Origin of the sequence: Nakamurella deserti, assembly GCF_003260015.1 — a bacterium.
Lineage (GTDB): Bacteria > Actinomycetota > Actinomycetes > Mycobacteriales > Nakamurellaceae > Nakamurella > Nakamurella deserti.
Genome location: NZ_QCXS01000003.1, coordinates 700205 through 717498, shown reverse-complemented (window position 1 = coordinate 717498; position 17294 = coordinate 700205). Strand labels below are relative to the sequence as shown.

At 73.5% G+C, this 17294-nt stretch carries 21 protein-coding genes; 14 read left to right on the top strand and 7 right to left on the bottom strand.

The genetic code is table 11. The features are described from left to right. Positions 1-66 precede the first annotated feature (66 nt). From DB033_RS16545 to DB033_RS16520, 6 genes are all read left to right on the top strand, one after another. The gene (locus tag DB033_RS16545) at positions 67-753 is read left to right on the top strand and encodes a GntR family transcriptional regulator (protein ID WP_111767979.1); all 687 of its coding nucleotides are present in this window, start codon (positions 67-69) and stop codon (positions 751-753) included. 82 nt (positions 754-835) lie between these two features. Further along, positions 836-2635: an allophanate hydrolase gene (gene atzF, locus DB033_RS16540; RefSeq protein WP_170315575.1), complete on the top strand. Its 1800-nt coding sequence runs from the start codon at positions 836-838 to the stop codon at positions 2633-2635. A 127-nt stretch (positions 2636-2762) separates the two neighbouring features. Continuing rightward, complete coding sequence (locus DB033_RS16535; protein WP_111767978.1) at positions 2763-3467, top strand: cysteine hydrolase family protein; 705 nt, start codon at positions 2763-2765, stop codon at positions 3465-3467. 175 nt (positions 3468-3642) lie between these two features. Beyond that, entirely contained in the window at positions 3643-5241 is a 1599-nt protein-coding gene (locus DB033_RS16530; protein ID WP_240615946.1) for a SulP family inorganic anion transporter, read from the top strand. 32 nt (positions 5242-5273) lie between these two features. After that, on the top strand, positions 5274-5627 hold the full coding sequence (locus DB033_RS16525; RefSeq protein WP_240615945.1) for an ArsR/SmtB family transcription factor: 354 nt from the start codon (positions 5274-5276) through the stop codon (positions 5625-5627). Beyond that, positions 5624-6097, top strand: coding sequence for an SRPBCC domain-containing protein (locus DB033_RS16520; RefSeq protein WP_111767977.1), 474 nt, complete (start codon positions 5624-5626; stop codon positions 6095-6097). Before DB033_RS16525 ends, DB033_RS16520 begins: the two co-directional genes overlap by 4 nt. A gap of 4 nt (positions 6098-6101) precedes the next feature. On the opposite strand, the gene DB033_RS21505 is transcribed toward DB033_RS16520, so the two are convergent. Together DB033_RS21505 and DB033_RS21700 are read right to left on the bottom strand one after the other, a co-directional pair. Then, on the bottom strand, positions 6102-6404 hold the full coding sequence (locus DB033_RS21505; RefSeq protein ID WP_476703779.1) for a MarR family winged helix-turn-helix transcriptional regulator: 303 nt from the start codon (positions 6402-6404) through the stop codon (positions 6102-6104). Positions 6405-6460: 56 nt separating this feature from the next. Continuing rightward, the gene (locus DB033_RS21700; protein ID WP_276309225.1) at positions 6461-6589 is read right to left on the bottom strand and encodes a hypothetical protein; all 129 of its coding nucleotides are present in this window, start codon (positions 6587-6589) and stop codon (positions 6461-6463) included. 96 nt (positions 6590-6685) lie between these two features. Between DB033_RS21700 and DB033_RS16510 the strand changes: the two genes are divergently transcribed. After that, a complete protein-coding gene (locus DB033_RS16510) occupies positions 6686-8257 on the top strand; it encodes an LLM class flavin-dependent oxidoreductase (RefSeq protein ID WP_111767976.1) in 1572 nt (523 codons plus the stop codon). Positions 8258-8378: 121 nt separating this feature from the next. On the opposite strand, the gene DB033_RS16505 is transcribed toward DB033_RS16510, so the two are convergent. Further along, the gene (locus DB033_RS16505) at positions 8379-8753 is read right to left on the bottom strand and encodes a VOC family protein (protein ID WP_111767975.1); all 375 of its coding nucleotides are present in this window, start codon (positions 8751-8753) and stop codon (positions 8379-8381) included. A 58-nt stretch (positions 8754-8811) separates the two neighbouring features. Here DB033_RS16505 and DB033_RS16500 point away from each other — a divergent pair, with 58 nt between their 5' ends. Beyond that, on the top strand, positions 8812-9252 hold the full coding sequence (locus DB033_RS16500) for a MarR family winged helix-turn-helix transcriptional regulator (protein ID WP_205843956.1): 441 nt from the start codon (positions 8812-8814) through the stop codon (positions 9250-9252). Positions 9253-9262: 10 nt separating this feature from the next. Here the strand turns inward: DB033_RS16500 and DB033_RS16495 are convergent, their stop codons facing one another. Then, positions 9263-10486 carry an acetyl-CoA C-acetyltransferase gene (locus DB033_RS16495; RefSeq protein WP_111767974.1) on the bottom strand — a complete coding sequence of 408 codons (1224 nt, stop codon included), beginning with the start codon at positions 10484-10486 and terminating at the stop codon, positions 9263-9265. A gap of 73 nt (positions 10487-10559) precedes the next feature. Continuing rightward, positions 10560-10769 (bottom strand): hypothetical protein, encoded by a 210-nt coding sequence (locus tag DB033_RS20795; RefSeq protein WP_157970743.1) that lies wholly within the window; start codon positions 10767-10769, stop codon positions 10560-10562. 118 nt (positions 10770-10887) lie between these two features. Here DB033_RS20795 and DB033_RS16490 point away from each other — a divergent pair, with 118 nt between their 5' ends. Then, positions 10888-11745, top strand: a complete 858-nt coding sequence (locus DB033_RS16490; RefSeq protein ID WP_157970742.1) for an AfsR/SARP family transcriptional regulator — start codon at positions 10888-10890, stop codon at positions 11743-11745. A gap of 45 nt (positions 11746-11790) precedes the next feature. Here the strand turns inward: DB033_RS16490 and DB033_RS16485 are convergent, their stop codons facing one another. Together DB033_RS16485 and DB033_RS16480 are read right to left on the bottom strand one after the other, a co-directional pair. Beyond that, positions 11791-12321 (bottom strand): NUDIX hydrolase, encoded by a 531-nt coding sequence (locus DB033_RS16485; RefSeq protein ID WP_111767972.1) that lies wholly within the window; start codon positions 12319-12321, stop codon positions 11791-11793. Positions 12322-12445: 124 nt separating this feature from the next. Continuing rightward, entirely contained in the window at positions 12446-13522 is a 1077-nt protein-coding gene (locus DB033_RS16480) for an N-acetylmuramoyl-L-alanine amidase (protein ID WP_205843955.1), read from the bottom strand. A gap of 112 nt (positions 13523-13634) precedes the next feature. On the opposite strand from DB033_RS16480, the gene DB033_RS16475 reads away from it, so the two are divergent. The 5 genes from DB033_RS16475 (at position 13635) to DB033_RS16455 (ending at position 17293) form a co-directional block, all read left to right on the top strand. Beyond that, positions 13635-14444, top strand: a complete 810-nt coding sequence (locus tag DB033_RS16475) for a DUF4397 domain-containing protein (protein WP_111767970.1) — start codon at positions 13635-13637, stop codon at positions 14442-14444. 41 nt (positions 14445-14485) lie between these two features. Beyond that, positions 14486-15295 carry a class F sortase gene (locus DB033_RS16470; RefSeq protein WP_157970741.1) on the top strand — a complete coding sequence of 270 codons (810 nt, stop codon included), beginning with the start codon at positions 14486-14488 and terminating at the stop codon, positions 15293-15295. A gap of 35 nt (positions 15296-15330) precedes the next feature. Continuing rightward, positions 15331-15918 carry an RNA polymerase sigma factor gene (locus DB033_RS16465; RefSeq protein WP_240615943.1) on the top strand — a complete coding sequence of 196 codons (588 nt, stop codon included), beginning with the start codon at positions 15331-15333 and terminating at the stop codon, positions 15916-15918. Next, positions 15905-16846 carry an anti-sigma factor gene (locus DB033_RS16460; RefSeq protein ID WP_157970740.1) on the top strand — a complete coding sequence of 314 codons (942 nt, stop codon included), beginning with the start codon at positions 15905-15907 and terminating at the stop codon, positions 16844-16846. The genes DB033_RS16465 and DB033_RS16460 overlap by 14 nt, the downstream gene beginning before the upstream one ends. A 90-nt stretch (positions 16847-16936) precedes the next feature. Further along, positions 16937-17293: a YbaB/EbfC family nucleoid-associated protein gene (locus DB033_RS16455; protein WP_111767968.1), complete on the top strand. Its 357-nt coding sequence runs from the start codon at positions 16937-16939 to the stop codon at positions 17291-17293. Position 17294: the final 1 nt, after the last annotated feature.

Below are 17294 nucleotides of genomic sequence, written 5' to 3'. Positions count from 1 at the left end.
GTCCCGCAGGGGAGCCTCCTACACTGGGCCGGACACGATCCGGACGGCGACGAGGGGGAGCACCGCATGCCTGCCACCGTCGAGACCGGCCTGTTCGCACCGAGCCTCGTGGAGGCCACCACGCGGCGGCTGCGCGACCAGATCCTCTCGGGTGACCTCGAACCGGGCGAGCGGCTGATCGAGGAGCAGATCTGTCAGCGGCTGATGATCAGCCGTGCGCCGCTGCGGGAGTCGCTGCGGCTGCTCGCCCAGCAGGGGCTCGTCGAGCACCTGCCGCGGCGGGGCGCCCGGGTGGCCACCTGGTCCGACATCGACATCGCCCAGCTGTTCGAGGTCCGGGCGCTGCTGGAGCGGCATGCGGTGACCAGCGCACTGCCACTGATTAGCCGGGACGGGACCGACCCGCTCGCCGCCGTCCGGGCCGAGCTGGCGTCGATGCGGATCGCCCGCGACACCGGGGACGAGCTGGCCACCGACGACGCGCACCGCGCCTTCCATGCCGCCATCGTCGCGTTGGCCGGCAACCGGCAGCTCGACCTCGCCCTCGAGCCCATCCTGCTCAAGCTGCAGCGCCCGATGGCGGTGAACCTCCGGCTGGAGGCCACCCTGCACGGACCCGACGAAGGGCTGCGGCGACACCAGCAGCTGCTGACCGCGCTCGAGACCAACGACGTCGACCTCGTTCTCGCCGCACTCGCCGACCACGGCTCGCAGCGCTACCTGTCAGCGCACTCCGACCTCGGGGCGGGGTGACCGGATCCGTGTGAGAAGTCGGTAGCGCGCTCTTAACACGGCAGTTGCCTGCCGGTGACGCAGATTGTCGACAATCGAGCGCATGGCAGCCCCGATCACCGCCCCCACCCGTCCCGGTCCGACCCTGGCCCCCTCGGTGTCCGACCTCGTCACCCGGCACCGCGACAGCACGGCGAGCCTCGTGGACACCGCCGAGGAGGTCATGGAGCGGATCGATCGTCGCGGTGACGACGGCACCTGGATCACCGTGGCCGACCCGTCCGACGTCCTCGCGCGGGCGAGAGCGTTGATGCGCGAGCCCGATCCGGGACGGTTGCCGCTGTACGGCGTGCCGTTCGGCGTCAAGGACTCGATCGACGTGGCGGGGTACCCGACCACGCTCGCCTGCCCCGACTACGGCTATCCGGCCACGGCGACCGCCCCGGCCGTCCAGCGACTGCTCGACGCCGGAGCGGTCTTCGTCGGCAAGACGAACCTCGACCAGTTCGCCACCGGCCTCAACGGCACCCGTACCCCCGGTGTCATCCCGCGCAGCGTCTACGGCGGTGAGCTGATCTCCGGCGGTTCGAGCTCCGGCTCAGCGCTTGCGGTCGCGCTCGGCGAGGTCCCGTTCGCCGTGGCCACCGACACCGCCGGGTCCGGCCGGGTCCCGCCGGCCCTCAACGGGATCATGGGTTTCAAGCCGTCCCGCGGGTTGATCCCGACCGTCGGCCTGGTGCCCGCCTGCCGGTCACTGGACTGTCTGAGCCTGATCGCCGGCCGGGTCACCGACCTGGCCACGGTCTTCGACGTCGTCGCCGGACGGGACGACCGCGATCCCTACGCCCGCGACCGCCGCCGCGACGCCACCCCCGCGGCCGCGCTGCGGATCGGGCTGCCGGCCACCGGCGATCTCGAGTTCTTCGGCGACACCGCCATGCGCGACGCCCATCTCGCCGCCAGGAACCGCGTCGAACGCGACTTCCCCCGCGTCGTGACGGCGCCGCTGGGACCCTTCACCGCCGCCGGCGAGCTGCTGTACTCCGGTCCCTGGGTGGCCGAGCGCCTCGCCGAGTTCGGTGGCTTCCTCGACAGCCACCCGGAGTCCGTCCTGCCCGTCATCCGCGCCATCCTGGAGAGCGGCCGGGGGTACAGCGCGGTCGACGTCTTCCGTGCCGAGCACCGGCTGTTCGCGCTGCGCACCGAGGTGGCGAGGCTGTTCGAGCGGATGGACGTGCTCGTCCTGCCGACCCTCGGCACCACCTTCACCGTCGACGAGGTGCTCGCCGACCCGATCGCGACGAACACGGTGCTCGGCCACTACACGCACTTCGGCAACCTGCTCGACCTGTGCGCCGTCGCCGTCCCCGCGGGGCACACCGCCGACGGCCGCCCCGCCGGCCTGATGATCCTGGGCCCGGCCCTGGCCGACGACCGGGTGCTCGCGGTCGCCGCCGCCCTGGCGGCGGAGCCCCCACCCCCGGCAGCGTCGCCGGGCCCGGCCGACGCGGACCCGGTCGTTCTCGTCGTCGTCGGCCATCACCTGTCCGGCCAACCCCGGAGCGTCGACCTGGTGAACCGCGGTGCGGTGCTGCAGGAGCAGACCACGACCGCTGCGGCGTACCGACTGCTGCGCACCGGTGGGGACACTCCCGGGGTGCCGGTGCTCGTCGCCGACCCGGCCGGCGTCGCGATCGCCGTCGAGACCTGGACGGTGCCGGCCGCCGCCCTGCCCGCCGTGCTGGCCGGCTCCGCACCCGACGTCGCGCTGGGCAGGGTGCAGTTGGCCGACGGACGGGTCGAGATCGGTTTCGTGGCCGATCCTTCGGCGTCGGCCGGCCCGGTGCCGCCCGAGGACATCTCCGCCCACGGCGGTTGGCGCGCCTACCTCGCGCAGCGCTGAGCCGCTCACCGCTCCACTCCTGCCGCTATCTGCTCCCGCTCCTGTCCGTCCGGTTCCCGTCCGTCCTGTACCTGTCCGCTCCCCACCTGTCCGCTCCGTACCTGTCCGTTCCGTCCTGGAGGCAGCCGTGTCCGTTCCCCACCCCGCGTTCCCGGCGGTCGACGCCGTCCCCGGCCCGTTCCCGCTCGGCCCCGGCGGCGTCGCGCTGCTGATCATCGACATGCAGCGGGACTTCCTGCTGCCCGGCGGGTTCGGTGAGACGCTCGGCAACGACGTCGGCCTGCTGCGTCAGGTGGTGCCACCCCTGGTGGAGCTGCTTGCGGCCGCCCGCGCCGCCGGCGTTCCCGTGATCCACACGAGAGAGGGCCATCGGCCGGATCTGTCGGACTGTCCGCCGGCGAAGCTGCGACGGGGACAGCCGTCCCGCCGCATCGGGGATGTCGGGGCCAACGGGCGCATCCTCGTCCGCGGCGAGTACGGCCACGACATCATCGACGAACTGGCCCCCGTCGCCGGGGAACTGGTCGTCGACAAGCCCGGCAAGGGCGCGTTCTACGCCACGGACCTGCACGAGGTGCTCACCAGCACGGGCATCACCCAGCTCCTCGTCACCGGCGTCACCACCGAGGTCTGCGTGCACACCACGGTGCGTGAGGCCAACGACCGCGGGTTCGAGTGCCTCGTGGTCTCCGACTGCGTCGGCTCCTACTTCCCGGAATTCCAGCGGGTCGGTCTGGAGATGGTCGCCGCGCAGGGCGGCATCTTCGGCTGGGTCGCCGATTCCCGTTCCGTCATCTCGGCTCTCGCCGCGACCCCGGTCCTGACCTGCTGACCCGGGCGAGCCGCTCACCGCCGTGTCCCGCTCGGCGGGCCACCTCCGAGGCCGCTGCCCGTCGCTGTGCCCCGCGGCGAATTGCTCCACGCCTCTGCCCGCCGCTGTACCCCGCCGCTGTGCCCCCCTGCCCGGCCGACCACCTCCGCGCCCCACCCCGCCCCGAGGAAGCCCCATGAACCTGCCCGGATTCACCGCGTCGAAGTCCGTCCCCGGCGCCCCGTCCCTGCCGCTGTGGACCAGAGGCGAGACCAACGCCTTCTTCGGTCTCGGCTTCAACATCCTGGTCAACGTGCTGACGCTGACGTCACTGCTGATCTTCGTGGTCCGGGTTCCCTCCGGGGACGTCCTCGGGACCGTGCTGCCCGCGCTGGGGGTGGCGATGCTGGCCGGGAACGTCTACTACACCGTCCTCGCCCGGCGGCTGGCGCGCCGCGAGAACCGTTCGGACGTCACGGCTCTGCCGTACGGGCCGAGCGTGCCGCACATGTTCATCGTGGTCTTCGTCATCATGCTGCCGATCTTCCTCAGCACCGGTGACGCGGTCCGCGCCTGGGAAGCGGGCCTGGCCTGGGCGTTCGTGATCGGTGTCATCGTGCTGATCGGCGCGTTCATCGGGCCGTTCATCCGCCGGATCACCCCGCGTGCTGCGATGCTGGGCACCCTGGCGGGGATCTCGCTGACCTTCATCTCGATGCGGCCGGCCGGCCAGATCTGGGACGCCGCGTGGATCGGGCTCCCGGTGCTGGGCATCATCCTGGTCGGTTTCTTCACCAACATCCGGCTCCCCGGCGGCATCCCGATCGGCCTGGCCGCACTGCTGGTCGGGACCGCCATCGGTTGGATCGGCGGGTACATGTCGGTGCCGGACGTCAGCGCCGCGGTGAGCGACATCGCGGTGGCGCTGCCGGGTTTCCACGTCGACATGCTGCTGAACGGACTGGGGGACCTGGCCCCGCTGCTGGCCACCGCCATCCCGCTGGGCGTCTACAACTTCGCGGAGGCGATGAGCAACGTCGAGAGCGCGGCGGCGGCGGGCGACAACTTCAACCTGCGCAGCGTGCTGCTCGCCGACGGTGCGGGGGCGGTGATCGGTGCGGCCCTCGGGTCGCCGTTCCCGCCCGCCGTCTACATCGGTCACCCGGGGTGGAAGGCCTCCGGTGGCCGCAGCATGTACTCGATGGCCAGCGGGCTGTTGATCGCCGTGCTGTGCTTCCTCGGGCTCTTCGGCGTGCTGGCGGCGGTGCTGCCGACGCCGGCCATCGTGCCGATCCTGCTCTACATCGGACTGCTCATCGGCGCGCAGGCGTTCCAGTCGGTGCCGCGGATCCAGGCGGCGGCGGTGGTGGCCGCGATCCTGCCCAACCTGGCGTCATGGGGTGTCGGCCAGATCGACAACGCCCTGGCCGCCGCCGGTACGACGGCGGACCAGGTCGGCGAGAAGGCCCTCGCTGACGCCGGTCTGGTGTACTCCGGTCTCAAGGTGCTGGGTGAGGGGGCGGTCCTCGCCGGGATGGTCCTGGGGTCCGTCGTGGCGTTCCTGCTGGTGCGCCGGTTCTACGCCTCGGCGATCGCGGCGGCGGTCGGTGCGGTGCTGAGCTTCGTCGGCCTGATCCACGCCCCCGAGGTGTCCTGGGCGGCGGCGCCGGAGGTCGCCCTGGGATACGCGATGCTCGCGATCGTCCTCGTGGCCTTCGGCTTCCTCCGGCGCGACTCCGACGACGCCGCCGGCGCGGTGGCCGCGGCGGCGGAGGCCGAGACCGCTTCCCATTGACAGAAGTCGTCGGTAAGTCGTAGCTCACCGATGTGGTGGTTCAAGCCGGTTTCGAAGCGCTGGCGGACCCGACCCGACGGCGGATCTTCGAGACCCTCGCCGAGGCCCCCCATTCGGTGGGGAGCCTCGCCGCCCTGATGCCGGTGTCCAGGCCCGCTGTCTCGCAGCACCTCCGGGTGCTGCGGGACGCCGGCCTGGTGTCGGCCACGGCCCGCGGAACCCGGAGGATCGACGCGGTCGACCTCGCCGGGGTGGGCGCGCTACGGGCGTACTCCGACCGGTTCTGGACCGCCGCCCTGGCCGACTTCGCCGCGACCGTCATCGCCGACACCCCCGGCGCCGCGGCCGGCGGGTCCGCCGCCGTCCGTTCCGAGGAGCCCGGATGAACGCCGATCCGTCCGTCGACGTCGTGCGCACCGCGGTCGACGTCCCGGTGCCGCCGGCCCGCGCGTTCGCGGTCTTCACCGCAGGCCTGGACACCTGGTGGAACCGGGGCCACCATCTCCTCGACGGCGAGCCGGCCGAGGTCTGGATCGAGCCGCGCGTGGGGGGCGCCGTCCGTGAACGCACCGTCGACGGCCGCACGTGCGACGGGGGCCGCGTGCTGCGGTGGGAGCCCGACGAGGTCTTCGCCTTCAGCTGGCCGATCGGACCGGACTGGGCGGTGCCGGCACCGGATGCGCCGACCAGCCGCGTCACCGTGACCTTCACGCCGACCGGCGCCGGCACCAGAGTCGAGCTGGTACACGACCGGATCGACCGGCACGGCGACGGCTGGGAGCCGTTGCGGGACGCGGTGGCCGGACCCGGGGGCCGGCCGTCGCACCTCGCGGCCTACGCCCGCGCGACCGGCTGACCGGTCAACGGGCGCTGTCGCCCTCGCGGACCGCCGCGCACAGGTCGGTCATCGGGTCGGACTGCTGCACACGGCAGGCCAGCGCCCGCAGCGCCGCGCGGAGACCGGCCGACTCGGTGGCACTCAAGGGGGCCAGCAGCTGGTTCTCGACCTCCCGCAGCGCGTCCCGGCGGTCCTCCCAGGCCATGCGTCCGGCGGGCGTGGCGGTGATGAGCCGGCTCCGCCGGTCGGCCGGGTCGGGTCGGCGCACCACCAGGCCCTGCCGTTCCAGGTCGTCGATGAGGTAGGTCAGGACCGTCCGGTCGATCCCCAGATCCTCGGCGATCGCCCCCTGGTTGCGGGGGTGCTCACCGCAGGCCGTGCTCAGGATCTGGTAGCCACGGGGGCCGCCCGGCAGATCGCGGAGGCATCCTCGGACGCGCGGGCGTAGGCCCGGAACGCCACACCCAGCATCCAGCCGAGGTCGTCGTCCAGGGGGGCGCCGGAGTTCATGGTCGTAGGGTGGCGTGCTGAACAGATCATCTGTCCGATAGACGATCTGTCCGGCATCACTGTCGGACGGACGCTCGACCCCTCCGGAGTTCCGCGATGACCGACTACGGCCACGACCTGGCCTTCGGTTCGTTCCTCACCCCGTCGGCGGGAACGCCCGAACAGACGGTTTCGCTGGCGATGCTCTGCGAGCAGGTGGGCCTGGACCTGGTCACCTTCCAGGACCATCCGTACCAGCCCGGCTTCCTCGACACCTGGACGCTGCTCAGCGTCGTGGCGGCGCGCACCGAGCGGGTCGCGGTCAGCGCCAACGTGCTCAACCTGCCGCTGCGGCCGCCGGCCGTGCTGGCCCGCAGTGCCGCGTCGCTGGACCTGCTCAGCGGCGGCCGCGTCGAGCTGGGCCTGGGCGCCGGCGCGTTCTGGGACGCCATCGAGGCGATGGGTGGGCAGCGGCTCACGCCGGCCGACGCCGTGCAGGCGCTCGCCGAGGCGATTGAGATCATCCGCCGGATCTGGGACACCGACACCCGCGGCGGCGTGCGGGTCGACGGCGACTTCCACCGCGTGCACGGGGCCAAGCGCGGCCCGGCGCCGGCGCACGACATCGGGATCTGGCTGGGGGCCTACAAGCCGCGGATGCTGCAGCTGACCGGCCGGGTGGCCGACGGCTGGCTGCCGTCGCTCGGCTATCTCGCCGACGGTGACCTGGCCGCCGGCAACCTCCGCATCGACGAGGCGGCCGCCGCCGCCGGTCGCTCGCCGTCGGCGGTCCGGCGGCTGCTCAACGTGTCCGGCAGCTTCACCGGGTCGGGGACGGGGCCGCTGCAGGGTCCGGCCGCCCGGTGGGTGGACGACCTGACCCGATGGGCGCTCGAGGACGGCATCAGCACGTTCATCCTGGGCACCGACGATCCCGACGACCTGCGTCGCTTCGCCGCCGAGGTAGCGCCCGCGGTGCGCGAGCTGGTCGCGGCCGAGCGGACCGCCCCGGTCCCGGCGGCCCCGGTGCCGCCCGCCCCGGTCCCGGCGGCGGGGCCGGCGCCGCTGGTCCAGAGCCGCCACGCCGGCACCGGATTCGCCGTCGTGCCCACTCCGGACGACGGTGTCCGCCGCAGCTCGCGCCGGGTGTGGGACGAGGCCGCCCGCCCCACCGGCCCGGCGCCCGACCCGGCCCGCCGCTACACCCGGCAGGAGCTCGTCGGCGGTCAGCACCTGATCGACATCCACGACCATCTGCGGGCCGAGCTCGCCCAGGTGCAGGACCTCGTCGAGCAGGTCGCCGCCGGGTCGCTGGGCGTCGGCGCCGCCCGGTCGCACCTCAACACGATGACGATGCGGCAGAACAACTGGACGCTCGGCACCTACTGCGAGTCCTACTGCCGGGTGGTGACCACCCACCACACCATCGAGGACCAGTCGATGCTGCCCCACCTCGAGCGGGCCGATCCGAGGCTCGCGCCGGTGGTGGACCGGCTGCAGCAGGAGCACCTCGTCATCCACGAGGTGCTGGAGGGCGTCGACCGGGCGCTGGTGGCACTGGTGTCGACGCCGACCGGGATGGACGAGCTGCGGGCGGCGATGGACCTGCTCACCGACACGCTGCTGTCGCACCTGTCGTACGAGGAGCGGGAACTGGTGGAGCCGCTCGCCCGGCTCGGCATGCACTGAGCGGGGCTCAGCTGGCCCCCGGCGCGCAGCGCCGGCCCCGCCGGCCGCTGTGCCGGGTCGGTGGGTGCGCCGCCGGCGCCGCTGTGCGAGTCCGGGCGGCGAGCGGTTCGCTGACCGGCCGTCAGGCGGCGTCGTGGATCGTCACGGCGTAGCCGTCGAGGTCGCGGAAGACGAAGGTCAGGCCGAACGGGCCGGGGAACGGCGGCGTGACGATCTCGACCCCGTCGGCCTCCAGTCGGTCGTGGACACCCTGGGTGTCGGTGGACGCCATCCACAGAGCGACCCCCAGGCCCGGGCGGCCACTGCCGAGATCGGTTCCGGGCAAGGGGGTCCGGACGGCGAACGCGACAGGAGCGGTGGCGAAGACGACGGCGCCCGGAGGTGACTGCGGCGCCCGGACGAGGCCCAGCCGGCTCTCGTAGAACGTCGCCGCCGCCTCGACGTCGCGGACCTGCAGGGCCAGGAAGCTGGGGCCGGTCACCGTGGGCTGGGTCATGATGGTTCCTCTCGTTCGTCAAGGACTTGACGTCCGGAAACTATGTCAAGATCTTGACGTGAGTCAAGTCGATCTGCCGACCTCGATCGGATACGCGCTGAAGCGGGCGGCCACCGCGCTGCGGACGGCGATGGATGCGACCCTGCGCGACTGTGGACTGAGCGTCGCTCAGTACGCGGCGCTGGAACTGCTGGTGCAACGCGCCGGCCTGACCAACGCGGAGCTGGCCCGCGGGGTGTTCGTCACCCGGCAGGCCACCCATCAGCTGCTCGCCGGACTCGCCGACGCGGGCCTGATCCGGATCGAAGGGGCCGGACGTCACCAGCGGGCGGTCGTCACCCCCGTCGGGCGCACCCTGCTGACCGACGCCTCGACCCGCGTCGCCGCGGTGGAACGCCGGATGCTCGCCGGTCTGTCGCCGGAACGCCAGCGGGCGCTGTTCGGTGACCTGACCGCCTGTACGGCCGCGCTGCAACCGGACGACGCCGATCCGGCGTGAACACCGCAGGTCAGCTGAGCCGCTCCAGCACGATGGCCATGCCCTGCCCGCCGCCGACGCACATCGTCTCCACGCCGAACTGCTCGTCGCGGGACCGCAGCCCGTTGATCAGGGTGGTCATGATGCGGGCGCCGGTGGAACCGAACGGATGCCCCAGGGCGATCGCGCCGCCGTGCACGTTGAGCTTCGCCGGGTCGATGCCGAGCTGCCGGTAGCTCGGGATGACCTGGGCGGCGAAGGCCTCGTTGATCTCGAACAGGTCGATGTCGTCGACGCCCAGGCCCGCCTTCGCCAGCACCCGGCGGGTCGCGTCGACCGGTCCGAGGCCCATGATCTCCGGCGACAGCGCCGACGCCGCGGTCGCCACGATGCGGGCCAGCGGCGTGAGGCCGAGTTCCCGGGCGCGCACGTCGCTCATGATCAGCACCGCCGCGGCGCCGTCGTTGAGCGGACAGGCGTTCCCGGCGGTGATGGTGCCCTGCGCGCGGAACACCGGCTTCAGCGCGGCCAGCCCGTCCGCGGTGGTCGACGGGCGGGGGGAGTCGTCGGTGGTGACCGCCGAACCGTCCGGCAGCATGATCGGGGTGATCTCGCGGGCGAAGAAGCCGTCGGCGACGGCCGCCGCCGCCCGTTGCTGGGAAGCCAGCGCGAAGGCGTCCTGCTCCTCGCGGGTCACCCCGCAGTAGGTGGCGACGTTCTCCGCGGTCTGGCCCATCGCCAGGTAGATGTCGGGCAGCTGCCCTTCGGTGCGGGGGTCGTGCCAGGTCTCGTTGCTGTCCACGTAGGACTCCGAGACCTCCTGCGCCGCCCGGAACATCGGGTTCTGCAGGTCCGGATCGCCGGAGCCCACACGGGTCTGGCGGCTGTATCGCGAGATGCTCTCGACCCCACCGGAGATGAACACGTCACCGTCACCGGCGGCGATCGCGTTGGCCGCCATCCGGGCGGTCTGGACGCTGGACGCGCAGGCCCGGTTGACCATCACGGCGGGCAGGTGGTCGTAGCCGAGCTGGACGGCGATCCGACGGGCCATGTTCTCGGCGTGCTCGCCGGCCTGGTCCCAGGCGCCGACGAACAGGTCGTCCACGGTGGTCGGGTCCAGCGCCGGTACCTCGTCGAGCAGCGCCTGCACGACCTGGGTCATCAGGTCGTCGGCCCGGATCCCCGCCAGTGAGCCCTTGAACGCGCGCCCGATCGGCGAACGCGCCGTCGCCACGATCACTGCTTCGGCCATGACTGCTCCTCCCGCACCCGCCGGGGCGTGATCCGCACCGGCGCGGAGTCCAACCTAACCGGGCCCCGCCGGCTCAGCGGCGGCCGTCCCTGATCTGGTAGATCCGGGCCAGCGAGAAACCGGTGGCGTCACGGAGCCGCGCAGCCGGCACACCGGCGGTCAACGCCAGCCGGATGGCGTCGCTCTGCACGTCCCGGGCCGCGGCGGCCGCCTCGTCGGCGGCCCGCCGGTCGGCCGTCGCCGCCTCGACGGCGCTGAGCGCCTCGGCGCGGTCCTGTTCCATGTCCGGTCCTCCGGGACGTATCTGCGGCCGGCGCGCGGTCCTCGGACTGGTGGGACCGCGATCGGGCGTCCCCATCATCTCCGGAGGACAGCCGATGTGTCGTGCCGACGATCCCGTGGTGGACGCTTCGTCCTGGGTCGCGATGGCCCGGCGGCTGGCGGCCGACGGCGCGCTGCCCGAAGCGGTGGCGGCCTACGAACGCGCGGTGCGGTCGTTCGACCGTCCGGGGCGGGACGCCGGCGGCAGCACCGGTCCGGCCGTCAGGGTGCGGCTGTTCGGTGCGTTCGAACTGCGCATCGACGGCGTCCCGGTGGGGTCGGCCGGGCTGCGCCCGCAGCATCACGCGCTGTTGCAGGCGCTGTGCGTGCACGCCGGCCGTGCGGTACCCGACACCCGGCTCGGCGAGTGGTTCTGGCCGGACGCCGAACCCGGCCGGGTCCGTCACCGCGTCGCGGTCGGTGTGAGTGCCCTGCGGTCGATGCTCACGGCGGCCGGCGGGCCCTCGCTCATCCGGGACCGGGACGGCTACCGTCTCGTGCTCGCGCACGACGGCACGGACGTCCGCCGCTTCGACCAGCTCGCCGCGGACGCCCGCGGCGGTCGCCGGGAAGGCCGGACGGAGCGGCTCGAGGCGGCCTTCGCCGCGTACGGCGGAACCCTGCTGCCCGGTGCGGGCGAGGCGGCGTGGGTGGTCGAGGAGCGGGACCGGGTGCGGGCCCGGGCGTCGTGGGTGGCCGCGGAACTCGCGGACGCGTTCGCGCGGGCGGGGCGGCCGCGTGACGTGGTACGGGTCACCCGGACCGCCCTGCGATGGGACCGGTGCCAGGACCGGCTGTGGCGCCGCCTCGTCGCGGCGCTGACCGATCTCGCCGAGCCGGCCGCGGCGGCCGCCGCGCGGCGCGAGTACACAGCGATGCTCGACGATCTCGGCGTCGTGGCCTGGCCGGCGGCGGGGCGGCGCCTGCACTCCGCGTGACCGGACGGGGTGCCCACCGTCGGACAGCCGACACGGGCGGCCCGCTCAGATCGGGACTATGGACTCCTCGACGGTGCCCAGATCGACCGGCCAGGTGTCCGGGGCGTCGCGCAGTGCGGCGATGGCGGCGAGGTCGGCGGGCCAGACGAGGTCCGCGGCGGCCGCCAGCCGGGCCGGCTCCCACCAACGGTGGCCCAGGACGGTCGCCTTCTCGTCCTCGGTGTGGCCGGCGATGTCGACCACGAACGCGGGCACCGACACGAGGAAGAACCACTCGGCCTGCTCGACGATCTGGTCGGAGTAGCCGTGCCACACCGTCCGCACCGCCACCGGCCCCAGCAGCTGGTCCTCGGGCAGCTCCAGACCGGTCTCCTCCCGCAACTCCCGGACCGCCGCCTGCCCGACGGTCTCGCCGGGGTCGATGCCGCCGCCGGGTGTCATCCACCAGCGCGCCCCGGGCACCCCGAGGTCGGAATCCTCGAACAGCAGCACCCGTCCCACCTCGTCGGTCAGCACCACCCGGACCGCGCTGCGGGTCCGTCGGGGGCGTTGCACCGGCACACCGTCATCGCTCACGCGACCACCGTAAGGGGACCCGGTGCCGCTCGGGTCGGCCCGCCGTCCGCGGATCGGCAGGGTGGCGCACCGGTCCGGCGCCGATGCTCCCGCCGCCGAACGGCCGACGCGACACGGCGGCGCGTCAGCCCGCCGCGAGGTAGTCCAGGACGCCCTGCGCGATGCCGGCGGCGAGCAGGTCCTGCCCGGCGTCGGACGTCATGAACGCCGCGTCCTCGCTGTCGCGCATGTTGCCCAGCTCCAGCATGGTCGTGGGCACCTGTGACAGGTTCAGCCCGGCGAGATCGTCCCGTTCCCACAGTCCCTCGGAGCCCAGGTAGTTGCTGGGCTCGGCGCCGGCGGCCACCAGACCGTCGCGCACCGCGGCGGCGAGCGTCCGGGACGCCGCCCCGACGTCCTCGCCGGCGGGCAGCCGCTCCGACGTCATCGCGTAGAAGCCGCGGTCGCCGGGCGCCGAGCCGTCGCCGTGGATCGACACCACCGCGTCGGCCCCGGACTCGTTGCCGATCCGGGCACGCTCGTTCACGCACGGCCCCACCCCGTCGTCGGAGTCGCGGGTCAGCACGACCCGCACCCCCTGCGCCTCCAGCAGCGCGGTCACCCGCTGGGCCACCGCCCAGGTGAAGCGGTGTTCGGCGTAGCCGTCGTCCGTCGAGGTGCCGGTGGTGTTGCAGGCCTTGCGCTGGCCGAAGCCCGCGTCGACCTCGGCGTTGACGATGGACGGGTTCGCCCCGTTGGCCCCGTTGTGACCGGGGTCGAGAACGACCGTCCGGCCGGCGCCGTCACCCTGCACCACCGGGGACGGCGCGCCGGCGGTGGTGGTCGTCGTGGAGATCGAGGTGGTGGGCGCCGGCTCCGGGGACGGCAGCGGAACCGGCGTCGCGGTGGTCACCGCCACCTCGGTCACCTCCGGTGGCGCGGTCGGCTCCACCGGGGCAGCCGTCGTGGCGGGCACGGTCTCCGCCGCCGTCACCGACGCGGTCGTCAGCGGCGGCGCCACCACCTCGCCGCCGGCGGTCCCGGTGGTGGTCGACGGCGCCGCCGAGACCGGAGTGCCGAGCGGAGCCGACGGGCCCGACCCCGGAGCCGCCGATCCGGAGCCGCAGGCCGACACGAGCAGCAGTCCACCCAGCACCACCGTCGTCAGCCGTGCCCGCATCCCGCCGGAGACCCGGCGCCCGGCCCTTCGTCGCACGTCCATGGGCGTCAGCCTGCCAGCCCTGCCGGCGAATGCACCCGTCGACATGCATCCACCGGACCGGCCCCCGAGGTAATGGCAACGTCAAGCAGTTCCGCTCGAACCAGGAGGACCCATGAGGCGTCTCGCAGCTGTCACCGCAGTCAGCGCACTCGCGTTGACCACCGCCGTCTTCGGTGCCACCGCCGCTTCCGCGGCGGAAACCGCCGAGGTGTACGTGGTTCACGGCATCCCGGATCTGCCGGTCGATGTCTACGTGAACGGGGCCCTGACCCTCGACGACTTCGCCCCCGAGACGGTGGCCGGTCCGCTGGACCTGCCGGCCGGCAGCTACGACGTGGCCGTCACGGCCGCCGACGCCGCCGACGCCTCGGCCCCGCTGCTCACCGCCAAGGCCGATCTCGTGGCCGGCACCAGTGTGTCGCTGGTCGCGCACCTCAAGGAGGACGGCAGCCCGACCATCACGCCGTTCGCCAACGACGTCTCCACCGTCAAGGCCGGCGAGACCCGCCTCGTCGTCCGGCACACCGCCGCCGCCCCCGCGGTGGACGTCCGCGCCGGCGGCACCGTCGTGCTGTCGGACGTGACCAACCCGAACCAGGGTGTGCTGAACATCCCGGCCGGAAAGGTCTCCGCCGACGTCGTTCTCGCCGGCACCACCACCGTGGCCATCGGCCCGGCGGACCTGGACCTCAAGGAGGGCACCGCGACGTTCGTGCACGCCGTGGGCAGCGCCGCCGACGGGACCCTGGGCCTGGTGTCGTTCACCGTGAGCGGCCTGCACTCCTCCCCGAGCGGTGTCCCGGCCGGTAGCGGCCCGGCCTCGAGCCCGTGGTCGACCGTGGCGCTGGTCGTCATGCTGACCGCCGGCCTCGGTGCCGCCGCCGTCGGTGGCCGTCGCCTCACCGCGGGACGGGCCAGCTGACCGTTCCCGATCCGGGACGGCCGTCGGCACCACCCCGGAGGATGTCCCGTCGCCAGGCCGTGCTGTGCCTGGCGACGGGAGTCGTCCTCCTGATCGCCGCTCCCTTCGCCTGGGCCGGGCTCACGCCCGACCCGGCGGGGGAGTCGGTGACCGACCTCAACGCGGCCGCCGCCGAGGCGCTGGCCGGTTCTCCACCGACATCCCCGCAGCAGAGTCCGGAGTCGGCGCCCGAACCGGTCGGATCGGAGCCGGCGTCCACGTCGGTGCCGCCGACCGACCTCGCGCCCGCCGTCCCGGAGACCACAGCGGGTCAGACCACCGCACTCCCGCCCGCACTCGCGCCCGCGCCCGCGACCACGCCGGTGCCCGCGACCCCGGTCGTCCCCGCGCCCGGCCCGCCCGATCGGCTCCGGATGCCCACACTGGGCATCGACAGCCCGGTCATCCCGATCGGGGTCACCGGGTCGGGAGAGCTGGAGATCCCCGAGGACGTCGACGACATCGGCTGGTACCGCTACGGACCGGTCCCCGGCGAGGCCACCGGCTCGGCCGTCCTGAGCGGTCACGTCGACAGCGCCACCCAGGGAGCCGGCCCGTTCGCCCGCCTCGGCGAACTGGCCGAGGGTGACCTCGTCACCGTCGTCGACGCGTCCGGTGCCGCGCACGACTTCACCGTCCTGTCCCGCGAGGAGTGGGCGAAGTCCGAGGTGCCGTTGGACCGCATCTTCGACCGCGGCGGCAGTCCGCGTCTGGTCCTCATCACCTGCGGCGGAGACTTCGACGCCGATGCGGGCCACTACGAGGACAACATCGCGATCACCGCGGTCCCGGTTCCGGCGGGTCCGGCCTGAGCGATCACCCCGCACCATTCAGTAGGCTCCGCACTGTGCCCGACCGCCCCTCCGCCAGCCCGGTGAACACCGCCGGTCCCGAGCCGGACGATGTGATGGTCAGCGCCTTCGTCGCCGGCGACGAAGGCGCGTTGAAGTTGGCGTTCGACCGCTACAGCGGCATGGTGTTCCGGATCGGCATGCTGCGGCTCGGTGACTACCACCAGGCCGAAGAACTGGTGCAGCAGGTCTTCGTCCGCGCCTGGAAGGGCCGGGACGGGTTCGACCCGGCGCGGGGGTCACTGGCCGCGTGGCTGCTGGGCATCGCCCGGCGGCTCGTCGCCGACCACTACGCCGGGCTGGACAAGGACCGGCGCGTGATGGTCGCGGCGCAGCGGTCCGCGCCGCCCACGGCGGAGGACCGCACCACCGACCGGGTGGTCGATTCCGTGATCGTCGGAGATCAGGTCAATCGATTGCCCGAACAGCAACGAATAGTCCTACGGCTGGCGTTCTATTCCGACCTCAGCCATTCAGAGATCGCGGAGACGACCGGCATGCCGCTCGGCACCGTGAAGAGTCACATCAGGCGGGCGCTCATCCACCTGCGGAAGGTCTGGGAGGTGGACGGTGCGACACCCTGATCCCGACGACCTCGCACTGTTCGCCGTGAGTTCCGGCCCCGATCTGGACGGTCTGGCCGGCCTCGGCGACCACCTGACCGACTGCCCGGCGTGCCGGGACGAGGTGGACGCCTTTCGTTACGTCGCCGCGCTCGTGCGCGACGACCAGGCCGCCGAGGCGCTGCCCGCCCCCGGCCCCCACGTCTGGGACGCGATCGCCGACGAGCTGGGCCTGGCCTCCCGCAACGGCCAGGCCCCGGCCGGCCGGCTGACCGCCGTCCCCGACGCGCCGACGGCCGCCACCCCGGACGCACGGATCACCGCCGGTGCCGACGCGTCGACGCCGACCGGGCAGGACGCACGGACCAGCGCGGCACGCGAGGCGGCGGCACCCGGCGCACCGGCACCGTCCGGTCCGGCGCCCACCGCACCGGTCACGCACCCCCAGCCGCACCAGGGCTCCGGGATCGTCCCGCCGACGGAACTCGACGAGCGTCGCCGACGCCGGGCCCGGTGGCTGCCGGCCGCAGCGGCACTGGTCGTCGGCGCGGCCCTCGGCGCCGGGGCGATCGCCGTCACCCGCGACACGCGGCAGCCCGACCCGACCGAGGTGCGGGCGACCGCCGCCCTGGACGTGCTGCCCGACGCCCCGGTCGCACTCCCGGAGCCGACCGCGGGGCAGGCCGAGCTGGTCACGGTCGACGGCGCCCAGCGGGTCGTCGTCAACGCGCCGGAGCTCCCGGCCATCCCGGGTGCCTACGAGGTCTGGCTGTTCGGTGCCGACGGGAAGATGGTCTCCCTCGGCTCGTTGCACGCGGGCCGCGGGGACTTCACCGTCCCGCAGGGCATCGACACCGCCGAGTACCGGACCGTCGACATCTCCGACGAGCCGGCCGACGGAGTGCCGACCCACTCGGGTGTCAGCATCGTCCGCGGCACCTTCAGCTGACCGGTCGCCGGCGGCACCGCCAGTAGGGTGGACCGGGCCACGCGGCGCAGTCGGCCCGTGCCCCACCCACGCACCCCGAGGAGCTCCTCCATGCAGCCAGGCGGATTCGACCTCTCGCAGCTGATGCAGCAGGCCCAGCAGATGCAGGACGGGATGGCCCGCGCGCAGCGTGAGCTGGCCGAGTCCACCGTCACCGGAACGGCCGGCGGTGGTCTGGTCGCCGCGACACTGACCGGCACCGGCGAGCTGGTCGGGCTGGAGATCGCCGCCGAGGCGGTCGACCCCGCCGACACCGAGACGCTCGCCGACCTCGTCATCGCCGCCGTCCGGGACGCCCGCACGGAGGTCGAGGCGCTGACCGAGCAGCTGATGGGTCCGGTCACCGGCGGCCTCGGCGACCTCGCGGGTGGTCTCGGGATGCCCGGCCTCCCCGGTCTGCCGGGCTGAC

Bases quoted from the DNA above. Each gene is read 5' to 3' on its own strand.
- DB033_RS16510 (WP_111767976.1), top strand. From the start codon at position 6,686: ATGACCGACTACGGCCACGACCTGGCCTTCGGTTCGTTCCTCACCCCG.
- DB033_RS16470 (WP_157970741.1), top strand. From the start codon at position 14,486: ATGTCCCGTCGCCAGGCCGTGCTGTGCCTGGCGACGGGAGTCGTCCTC.
- DB033_RS20795 (WP_157970743.1), bottom strand. From the start codon at position 10,769: ATGGAACAGGACCGCGCCGAGGCGCTCAGCGCCGTCGAGGCGGCGACG.
- DB033_RS16495 (WP_111767974.1), bottom strand. From the start codon at position 10,486: ATGGCCGAAGCAGTGATCGTGGCGACGGCGCGTTCGCCGATCGGGCGC.
- DB033_RS16475 (WP_111767970.1), top strand. From the start codon at position 13,635: ATGAGGCGTCTCGCAGCTGTCACCGCAGTCAGCGCACTCGCGTTGACC.
- DB033_RS16455 (WP_111767968.1), top strand. From the start codon at position 16,937: ATGCAGCCAGGCGGATTCGACCTCTCGCAGCTGATGCAGCAGGCCCAG.
- atzF (WP_170315575.1), top strand. From the start codon at position 836: ATGGCAGCCCCGATCACCGCCCCCACCCGTCCCGGTCCGACCCTGGCC.
- DB033_RS16520 (WP_111767977.1), top strand. From the start codon at position 5,624: ATGAACGCCGATCCGTCCGTCGACGTCGTGCGCACCGCGGTCGACGTC.
- DB033_RS16545 (WP_111767979.1), top strand. From the start codon at position 67: ATGCCTGCCACCGTCGAGACCGGCCTGTTCGCACCGAGCCTCGTGGAG.
- DB033_RS16480 (WP_205843955.1), bottom strand. From the start codon at position 13,522: ATGGACGTGCGACGAAGGGCCGGGCGCCGGGTCTCCGGCGGGATGCGG.
- DB033_RS16530 (WP_240615946.1), top strand. From the start codon at position 3,643: ATGAACCTGCCCGGATTCACCGCGTCGAAGTCCGTCCCCGGCGCCCCG.
- DB033_RS16505 (WP_111767975.1), bottom strand. From the start codon at position 8,753: ATGACCCAGCCCACGGTGACCGGCCCCAGCTTCCTGGCCCTGCAGGTC.
- DB033_RS21700 (WP_276309225.1), bottom strand. From the start codon at position 6,589: ATGAACTCCGGCGCCCCCCTGGACGACGACCTCGGCTGGATGCTGGGT.